The following is a 9,628-nucleotide window of genomic DNA, read 5'->3' on the forward strand; positions in this document are numbered from 1 at the left end:
CTTTTTTGTATGCCTTCATAACTTCGGTTTATAGAACGCCCGGTTGTCAAGCGCCATGACCCGTTCTGTGAACGTCCCTGGCTCGACGCCTTCGAACGCCTTATCGAACATATTCATCCGGGCATCGATATTGTCGATGAAGAAGAGCATCTCGGCTTCCGGGAGCTGCGGCGCGTTCGCCGATCCCCATTCCGGTTTCCCGTGATGGCTGAGGACGAGGTGTTGGAGCAACGTCACGACTTCACGGTCGGTGCCGAGCTCTCGGGCCACGACTTCGATTTCAGTTGCCATGAGCGCTAAATGACCGAGCAGCTTGCCTTCGAGCGTATACTCCGGTGTGATCGCGTCCGATAACTCGATCACTTTCGCCAAGTCGTGGAGCACGACGCCCGAGACGAGCAAGTCTCGATTCAATTGCGGATAGAGGTCGCACATCGTGTCAGCCAGCTTCAGCATCGACAGGACGTGGAACGCAAGCCCTGAATAGACCGCATGGTGATGGCGCACCGCTGCCGGATACGTGAAGTAAGCTTCCTCGTTCCGGTCGACAAGCGCCGTCACGAGTTGTTTCATCCCCACGTGCTCCATCGCCTCGATATAGCCGCGAATCCCTGTCTCGAGTTCTGACTTCGGCACTGGGGCCGAGCGCACGTATGGCGCGATGTCCGTCTCACCTTCGATGATGGAGATTTGTTTCAACTTCAACTGGGTCCGGCCACGGTAGTCCATCACTTCCCCGGAAGCATGGACAATCTTTTTCGTCGCATATTTGTCCGTATCGGCACTGTCCCATACTTTCGTCTCAATCTCTCCGCTCTCATCGCATAGGATGAGCGTCAAATATGGTTTGCCGTTTCCGGCGAGTCCACGATACGATTGTTTAATCATCACATATTGGTTCAACGTGTCGCCCACTTTGAGCTGACCGATTTTAGTAGTCGTCAAAAAAAGCACCTCTCTTCTTGTCAGTACCTACATCTTAACGAAAGTTCAGGTCAGATGCCAACTTTCTAAGAAAAGCGGGAATACTTCAGAGAGAAGCATATTGGGGGAATGAAAGATGAATTGGAATTGGTATACACGACCAGAAGAAATCGTACATGTCGACAATCACTATGAGGAAGCGTACACATATTGGCTCGAACAATTGACGACGGCGAAAGTCACAAAAATCATCGTCGAACGTGATTATATGTACGGGTCGCTCACGCTCGACTACGAACAACTCGAACGCGAACCACAAAAAATCGGGCACTATTTCGTGACCCGGGACTTTTTATGGACAATCGGATTCGATGAGCTGTATTGCGAGACAGTGGCCGCGAAGCAGTATGACTCGCCAATCGAGGCATTCTATGACCTGCTCTCTGAAAAGATGGACTATTATTTCCACGGTATCGATGAGTATGAAGAACGCTTGATGATGACCCAACGCGAGATGAGCGGGCAAGTCCCGCCCGAATTTATGAATGAGATTTTCGGGCTCCGCAGCGAGATTGAACGATGGTCCGACACTGTCGTCCCATATCGTGAGTTACTCATGGCCGGACGTGAGGCGTTCCTTGATGTCGACTTAGATGAATTGAAAGCCTATCGCCTTGCCACGTATCGGGTCGACCGTCTATTGACGTTAATCGAACATTATCAAGGCGATGTCATCGCGTTAACCGACCTCGCCTCGACGCTGTCGAACTTTCGCGGCAACGAGATTATGAAGGCGTTGACCGTCTTCACGGCTTTGACGACCCCGGTCGTCGCCTTCGGTGCCATCTGGGGAATGAACTTCAAAGAGATGCCTGAACTGAAGTGGCCGCTCGGTTATCTGTTCGCCTGGATGATGATTATGCTCTTCACAGGCTTGGTCTATGCGTGGTTGAAACGAAAGAATTGGATTGGTTCGCTCTTACAGTTCCCAAATCAAATTCGGAACCAAGAACGATTGGAAAAACAACGTAAGAAACGAAGTGAGTGAAAAGACTAAAAAAACGAACAAAAGTTCGGTATACTGAAAGGAGCAGATGAGACAGAAAGGTGATGTACATGGAACGATTGATTATCCACGTCGATATGGACGCGTTTTACGCCTCGGTCGAACAACGGGACCGTCCTGATTTACGTGATAAGCCTGTCATCGTCGGTGGCGCCCCCCACAGCCGTGGGGTGGTCGCCACCTGTTCGTATGAGGCGAGAAAATACGGGATTCACAGCGCCATGTCATCACGGCGTGCGTTCGCTCTCTGTCCCCAGGCGACGTTCGTCAAACCGCGGTTTCACGTCTATCGGCAAGTCAGCCAGCAAGTGATGGCCATCTTCAAGTCCATCACACCGCTCGTCGAACCGCTCTCGCTTGACGAGGCGTATTTGGACGTGACCGAGAACACACTTATGAGCACGTCCGGCCCTTATATCGCGCGGTATATCCTTGGGGAAATCAAGCGCCGGACGGGGCTGACGGCCTCGGCCGGAGTCGCCCCGTCAAAGTTCGTCGCCAAAATCGCCTCCGGGTTCAACAAACCGAACGGACTGACGGTCGTCGAAGCGGCCGATGTCAAATCGTTCCTCGCCCCGCTCCCCATCACGACGATGCACGGCGTCGGTAAAGTGACCGCCCAAACGCTGTTCAAACACGACTACCATACGATTGCTGACCTCCAGCGCGCACAACCCGAACAGGTTAAGGCCATCTTCGGCTACGACCGCGGCAACCAGCTATACGAACTCGCCCATGGCCGTGATTTCCGCCCCGTCGTCCCGACGCGGGAACGCAAATCGATCGGTTCCGAGACGACGTTCGCATTCGACCTCGATGACCCGGAGGAAGTATATGAACGCGTCGTCCCGGAAATCGAAGATGTGCTCCATCAACTCGACCGGCGTGAACTCAGCTGCCAGACGGTGACGATTAAAATCAAGACAAGCGAGTTCCAGGCCCGGAGCCATCAAATCAAACTGAACCATCCGACGCACGACCACGACGAGATTAAACGGCTCGCCCGCCGCCTGTTCGACGAGATGGCGATCACTGAACCGGTCCGCTTAATCGGGATGACGGTGTCCGATTTAATCACCCGTACAGAGACGGCACGTCAGCTCACGTTCGAAGAGCTTACAAAACCTTCGCTTGAAGAATGAATGACCATTCAGTACAATGAAAGAAAAGGGGGCAGACGGATGGAACAGTATACGATCACAGCGTTCGAGAACGACGGCACGACCGTCTTGAACGATTCATTTACCGCGGCAAGCGATGACGAGGCCAAAACGAAAGGCCTCACGTTGCTCGAGGAAGCCGGGCACCTCCACAAGGGAGCCCGCATCGCACGTCGCGGCCAACTGATCTACTTCGAGCGCTGTAAACTGCCAGGAAAACTGAAAGGCACGGCCTCATAACAAAAGCGCCTCGGGAATCCCGAGGCGTTTTCGTTCATTCGCTATATTTAGCTTCCCACTCGCTGCGCCACTCCGTGTAATCGGGATGCAGCTCTTCCGCCGTCCTCCCATCGAGTGAATAGCTCGATCCGGTAAGCGGCTCGGCCGAATCCGGATATGACGTCCCGCCGATGATTTTGCCGTCCACCATCATGACCGAGACGTTCGTCTGGCCGAGTTCTGCGACTTCATCGAGCGGATGGTTGCGGACGATAAAGTACTCATGTCGAATGTCACGTCCAATATAGTCATCCGGCGGCGTCGTCTGGACTTGCCACGTACTTTCCGTAGGCAACTCAAGCAGATCTTCCTTTTCAAAACTCGACGTTCTATTCCCTCTATAAGAGACGACGTCATAGCCTTGCTCCTCTAAATACGCCTTGGCTACTTTGGCATCCGCCCCGAGCGTCGGTGTCGATTGCTCGCCCTCATTCGAGCAAGCCGCAAGCAAGAGTGCACATACAATGATTCCGATTCGTTTCCACATCGTCTTTCCACCTCATCATTTAGCATTTATTTACATGTTCAACGGAGAGATCCACATGTCCTTCAAAACGGGAAGATGAGTAAAATCGTGAAAATCGCGATGACCGCTGTCACCACTTGCAGCGGCAAGCCGACTTTGACGAAATCGAAGAAACGGTAGCCCCCGATTCCGAACACCATCGCGTTCGTCGGTGAACCGAACGGGGTCATGAATGCGAGTGATGCCGCAATCGCGACGGCAACGACGAACGGGACCGGACTCACTTGAAGCGCCGCGGCGAGCGATACGGCGAGCGGTGCGAACAAGACGGCCGTCGCCGTGTTCGAGATGATTTGACTGAGCCCCATCGTCGCGAGGAAAATGGCGACGAGCACCCAGACCGGTCCGGCTTGACCGAACGAATCGCTGATCCACGTGACGAGCCAGGTCATAATCCCGGCATTGTCGAGTGCTTGACCGACGGGAATCATCGCGGCAATCAATAATAGCGAGGACCACTGAATCGATTCATAGGCGACGTCCATGTGGCGCACGGCTCCCGTGAGCACCATCGCCAGCGCCGCGAGCCATACCGCCACGGTCGGGTCGACCCATTCGAAGACGAGGAGCGCAACCATCATGAGCATAATCAGCCCCGCTGCCAGCTGATGACGCTCCGACACAGCCCGGTTCGCGACATCGGTTACCCGCTCATTGGCGAGCAATAAGGCCGTCTCGTCCCCGGCTCGCTCTAAGTCGTCCCACTCCCCTTGCGCGACGAGCATATCTCCGCGCTCGAGCGGGACGTCTTTCAATCGTGTGAGGGCAATCTCTTCGTTCGGACGGATGACTTGAAGCACGTTCAACCGATATTCGTTGCGCAAGTGACTATCCGATAAACAACGGCCGACGAGCGGGCTATCCGTCGGGATGGTGAAGACGGCAACGCCGCCCGCTTTCCCGTAGACGGCCTTCAAGTCGACCTGTTCGACCGCCACTCCTTCCCTTCCAGCAATCCGCCGGACATCCGCCTCCGCTCCGCTGACATACACTTTCCCTTCGATCAGACGTGTTTCCGCGCGAGCCGTGACGAAGCGGTGCGTCACGCTTTTTTCTTGTTCGCCGACGACGATCAGACCGTCTCGTGACCAGTTGACGTCGCGGAGCGTCCGCCCGATTAATGGGTGCCCTTTCGAAAGGGATAAGGCGAATAGGCTTACGTGCGGCACCGCCAAGCGTGGCATCGCCGCGGCGCGCACATCGCTCGTACCGAGAAGCCGATTGCCGATGACATAGAAATAGAATAGGCCGACGACTGCCATGACGAGCCCGATTGGTAAGAGCGCGAAAAAACCGAGCGTGCCGGCGGACGTGTTCCGTAACGTCTCAGCCGCCACCAGGTTCGGCGGCGTCCCAATCAGTGTCATCGTCCCGCCGATACTCGAGAAGAACGCGAGCGGCATCAACAGTTTGGCAGGACTCGTCCCCATCTGTCTCGACATGGCGAGGACGACCGGAATCAATAGGGCGACCGTCCCCGTATTCGACATGAGACTCGACAATAACGTCACCGTGACCATCAAGACGAGAAAAAGACGCACCTCACTCCCTTTTGCGAACGGGATAAGCGCAGCACCTAACCGTTCGGCCAAACCCGTGTGAAATAGGCCGGCCCCCACAATGAACAGCCCAGCAATCATGAGCACGACCGAATTCGAAAAACCGGCCATTGCTTCAACCGGCGTCAATTGATTCGTCAAGACGAGCAACAAGAGACCGATGAGCGCAACCAAGTCGGCTCGGAGCCAGCCTCCAATAAACCCGATAATCATGATTGTTAAAATCACCAAGGTGACCATTACGTCCACCCTTCCTTGTGAATAATTCTACAATCTTACTATACCACGTATATTGTAAGCGTTATCATCGCCGGCGTGACAATCTCGGCAACAAAAAAACGGATGGCTCGATTGCCATCCGCATTACGTCTTATTGAACTTCGTTATCATTGACCATCGGAGCGTAAAGCTCTTCAAGTGGCTTCATGATAATTTTCGTCACTTCTGTGACGAGTTGATGCATGCGTTGCTCTTCTTGCATGAGCTCCATGATCAATTCGTTCTGTTGAACGCCCATCATTTTCGTTTGTGCGTCCATCATCTCTTGTTCAGAGATTTCTTCGCCTTGCATCTGCTTCTGTTGAAGCGTCATTTGGATGTCACGGAAGTCAGCGAATAACTGGTTCGCTTCTGCATCCGCATTGACACGATCGTATAGTGAAGAGAGATTTGTGAACTCCTCAGAATCGCGAAGTGCTTTTTCCAATTGGTAAGCATGATCGTACAAGTTTGTTTGTGACATGTGACGTCCTCCTAAATACTATTAGGGCGTGCCCCTCAAATAATGGCAATCAACCCTTGAATCAATCCAATCATACCACCTAACAAGGCGCCAAGCCATGTTATTGCCCGGAACTCTCGTTTCGAGATCGAGAGAACAATCTCTTCGAGGTACGATGTATCGAGCGAGCTCACCTGCTCTTGCACGATTTGGTCGATTTTGAGGCGGTCCATGACAGTCTCCATTTGATCCGTGAAGCGAGTGATGACGAGTCGGACTCCGGCCGGGACGAGCTCGTCGACGACGCGGTCTTCAATGTCCCGTGTGTACGAGTGGACCGTCCGATCGAGCAACTCCCCGACCGGCAAGCGCGAGACGACTTCTGTCGTCACTCCATCAATCAACCGTTCTTCGAGACGGTCGTCAAGCAACGTGTCGACCGACCGTTCGCTGAACCGTTCGAACTCACGTGTAATCATTTCCGCCATACCCGATCGCGTCGAGCTGCCACGTAGAATATTGATAATCTCCGGTCGAATCATCTCGACAAAATTCAAGTTCTGGACGAAACCGGCGATGAATCCAAGCCGACGCTGGACGAACGAGTCGACCATGTGTCGAAGTTGGGCCTCTCCCTCGACGGAATAGAAATATTCCTCCGACTTGACGAGCAAGGTATCGACTATTTCGGGAATGATACCCCGGACACGGTCCATGCCGTCTTCACCGAGAATCTCATACAGTTTACGCGTCTTCACATCCGCGAGGACGAGCCGGAGCTCTTGGCGGAGCTTCGTGTCCGCTTCTGCCAAGACACGAGTCTCGGCATCCGGATAAAGTGGTTCGATGAGCGACCGAATCGTCTGATCCGAGCGTAGCATCGTCCGTACCTCGCCTTGGACGTAATACGTGATGTGGCCACCGACCTGTTCATCGAGCAGGCGCTTGCGCATCCCTTCCGGCGTCAACAAGTGTTTGACGACGGTCTTACCGAGACTCGTCGCTAACTCATCGCGCCGTTTCGGGATCAAGCCTGGCGTGAATGGGACGCGCATCTTCCCAATATATTTAGGATGATGGGGCCGGAATAACATTTTGATGGCGAGGAAGTTGGTCACTCCCCCGATTGTCGCACCGATGGCGATCATAATGAATACTTTGACTAGACTCTCCAAACTGTCTGCCTCCGATCTGAAATATGATACATTTATTGAAGAGGTGATTGTGTTGACTACGTTTGAACGAATTAAATCGATTTTCCCAATGGCTGTCCATCGGTCAGAAGAAGCGTCAAGTGACGTCCGCTGGTATCAAGCCCCGGACGGCACAGTTTTCGGGCTCCCTAAGCTGGAGCTGACGGAGCGTGAGCGACAGTTGCTCGAATGGTCCGCCACCCCGCTACTGACAAGGCTCGACCCCCGACAAGCCAAATGGCAGGATCGACTACTCACCGACACGTACCGGTTCGCCCGGCCGTTTCGTCTCATGTCACTCGTCCTGCATTATCAGGATGCTGAGGCGCTCGAACAATTTTTAGACGTGTTAGCTGACTTTATGCCTGAAGCAGAGATTGTTCTCATGACCCGGTCACACGTTGAAATCATTGAGACTGATCAGTTCGTCGAGCTGACCGAGTTCGAGGACGTCTTGCGGGCGATTGCGAGCGATTGTTACGTCGAGGCGCACGTCGTCTATAGCGCACGTCCTCTCGGTGACCTAGGGCCACTTTATCACCAGCATCAGGCGCTACTCCCACTCGCCAAGCTCTCTACTAAAGTTTACCCTGCTAGTCAATTATTATACCATTATTTACTACAACGCCATGAGACTTTTGATGTACGTCCCCGTCTGACGGCCCCTGTCGTCGAGTCGCTCGATAAGACGACAATCGATGTATTGGAGGCGTTGTTCGCCCACTCATTGAACGTGTCGCATACAGCGAAGGCGTTATTCATGCATCGAAACACGCTCAACTATCGGCTCGATCGCCTCTATGAAGCGACCGGTTATGACGCCCGAACCTTTTATGATGCCAGTCTGCTCCAATTGATTGTCACGTTGCACAAATCTGAGTAATCGTTTTTGTGCAACGTGTACATATACGATGCAAGCGGTTTCATCGTATAATCATTCTTGTAAGCGCTATTATACAAGAACAGATTCTCAGGAGGCTAACGACATGGCAGAAATTCAATTGAATCATATCGATAAAATCTACGCTGGTGGCGACTCGAAGGCAGTCAGCGATTTCAACTTACACATCAAGGACCGTGAGTTCATCGTTTTCGTCGGACCATCTGGTTGCGGTAAATCGACGACGCTTCGTATGATTGCGGGACTCGAAGAAATTTCGAGCGGTGACTTCATCATCGACGGCAAGCGCATGAACGATGTCGCACCGAAAGACCGCGACATCGCGATGGTCTTCCAAAACTATGCCCTCTACCCGCACATGAGTGTCTATGACAACATGGCGTTCGGTTTGAAACTTCGCAAGTTCCCGAAAGATGAAATCGACCGTCGCGTCCAAGATGCGGCCCGTATCCTCGGACTTGAAGAATACCTTCAACGTAAGCCAAAAGCACTCTCGGGTGGTCAGCGTCAACGTGTTGCCATCGGCCGTGCCATCGTTCGTGATGCCAAAGTCTTCTTGATGGATGAGCCGCTCTCAAACTTGGATGCCAAGCTTCGCGTTCAAATGCGTAAAGAAATCATCCAATTGCACAACCGTCTCGACACGACGACGATTTACGTTACCCATGACCAAACGGAAGCGATGACACTCGCGACTCGGATCGTCATCATGAAAGACGGGATCATCCAACAAGTCGGTTCGCCGAAAGAAGTTTACGAAAACCCGGACAACATCTTCGTAGCCGGCTTCATCGGATCACCTTCGATGAACTTCTTCCGCGGAAAATTGGCTGATGGGAAGTTCCTCGTCGGCGGTGAAGAAATCAATGTCCCTGAAGGCAAAATGAAAGGACTTCGTGACCGCGGTTACGTCGGCAAAGAGCTCGTGCTCGGAATCCGTCCAGAATCAATTCACGATGAGCCGATCTACATCGACTCGCCAACGACGCACACGTTCCGCACGCACATCGACGTCGCCGAGCTCATGGGCGCTGAGTCGTACTTGTACGCTGAACTCGGTGGCCACCAGTTCACGGCACGGATCGATGGACGTTCGAACATCCACATGGGTGACGACGTCACACTCGCACTTGATATGACGAAAGCTCACTTCTTCGACACGGAAACAGAACTCGTCATCCGTTAATACAAAAACCCCTTCGATTGCAACTGAACTGAGCCCCGTAAAATGGACAGTTTAATAAAAAGCCCACGTTTTCTATGCGGCGATCAGATGGCCCCGATATTGTTCCGGGGTCA

The 9,628-nt window shown here is 53.1% G+C and carries 10 protein-coding genes; 5 read left to right on the forward strand and 5 right to left on the reverse strand.

Going from position 1 to position 9,628, the window contains the following annotated elements; translation table 11 throughout:
- Positions 1–15: 15 nt before the first annotated feature.
- Positions 16–888 (reverse strand): HD domain-containing protein, encoded by an 873-nt coding sequence (locus KNP81_RS13190; RefSeq protein WP_214720284.1) that lies wholly within the window; start codon positions 886–888, stop codon positions 16–18.
- A 172-nt stretch (positions 889–1,060) separates the two neighbouring features.
- Between KNP81_RS13190 and KNP81_RS13195 the strand changes: the two genes are divergently transcribed.
- The 3 genes from KNP81_RS13195 (at position 1,061) to KNP81_RS13205 (ending at position 3,390) form a co-directional block, all read left to right on the forward strand.
- Positions 1,061–1,972, forward strand: coding sequence for a magnesium transporter CorA family protein (locus tag KNP81_RS13195; RefSeq protein WP_214720276.1), 912 nt, complete (start codon positions 1,061–1,063; stop codon positions 1,970–1,972).
- Positions 1,973–2,040: 68 nt separating this feature from the next.
- The gene (gene dinB, locus KNP81_RS13200; RefSeq protein WP_251128898.1) at positions 2,041–3,132 is read left to right on the forward strand and encodes a DNA polymerase IV; all 1,092 of its coding nucleotides are present in this window, start codon (positions 2,041–2,043) and stop codon (positions 3,130–3,132) included.
- 39 nt (positions 3,133–3,171) lie between these two features.
- Complete coding sequence (locus KNP81_RS13205) at positions 3,172–3,390, forward strand: YhzD family protein (RefSeq protein ID WP_214720277.1); 219 nt, start codon at positions 3,172–3,174, stop codon at positions 3,388–3,390.
- Between the two features lie 34 nt (positions 3,391–3,424).
- Here KNP81_RS13205 and KNP81_RS13210 read toward each other — a convergent pair whose 3' ends face one another.
- The 4 genes from KNP81_RS13210 to KNP81_RS13225 all read right to left on the reverse strand — a co-directional run bounded on the left by KNP81_RS13210 (position 3,425) and on the right by KNP81_RS13225 (position 7,383).
- Positions 3,425–3,916 carry a hypothetical protein gene (locus tag KNP81_RS13210; protein ID WP_214720278.1) on the reverse strand — a complete coding sequence of 164 codons (492 nt, stop codon included), beginning with the start codon at positions 3,914–3,916 and terminating at the stop codon, positions 3,425–3,427.
- A 62-nt stretch (positions 3,917–3,978) separates the two neighbouring features.
- The gene (locus tag KNP81_RS13215) at positions 3,979–5,754 is read right to left on the reverse strand and encodes an SLC13 family permease (RefSeq protein ID WP_251128899.1); all 1,776 of its coding nucleotides are present in this window, start codon (positions 5,752–5,754) and stop codon (positions 3,979–3,981) included.
- Positions 5,755–5,884: 130 nt separating this feature from the next.
- Positions 5,885–6,256: a YlbF/YmcA family competence regulator gene (locus KNP81_RS13220; RefSeq protein WP_114166429.1), complete on the reverse strand. Its 372-nt coding sequence runs from the start codon at positions 6,254–6,256 to the stop codon at positions 5,885–5,887.
- A 35-nt stretch (positions 6,257–6,291) separates the two neighbouring features.
- Entirely contained in the window at positions 6,292–7,383 is a 1,092-nt protein-coding gene (locus KNP81_RS13225; RefSeq protein WP_214720286.1) for a DUF445 domain-containing protein, read from the reverse strand.
- Positions 7,384–7,459: 76 nt separating this feature from the next.
- On the opposite strand from KNP81_RS13225, the gene KNP81_RS13230 reads away from it, so the two are divergent.
- Positions 7,460–8,311 (forward strand): PucR family transcriptional regulator, encoded by an 852-nt coding sequence (locus KNP81_RS13230; RefSeq protein ID WP_214720280.1) that lies wholly within the window; start codon positions 7,460–7,462, stop codon positions 8,309–8,311.
- A gap of 103 nt (positions 8,312–8,414) precedes the next feature.
- A complete protein-coding gene (locus tag KNP81_RS13235; protein ID WP_214720281.1) occupies positions 8,415–9,515 on the forward strand; it encodes an ABC transporter ATP-binding protein in 1,101 nt (366 codons plus the stop codon).
- Positions 9,516–9,628 lie beyond the last annotated feature (113 nt).

This window comes from Exiguobacterium sp. s149, from assembly GCF_018618395.1.
Classification (GTDB): domain Bacteria; phylum Bacillota; class Bacilli; order Exiguobacteriales; family Exiguobacteriaceae; genus Exiguobacterium; species Exiguobacterium chiriqhucha.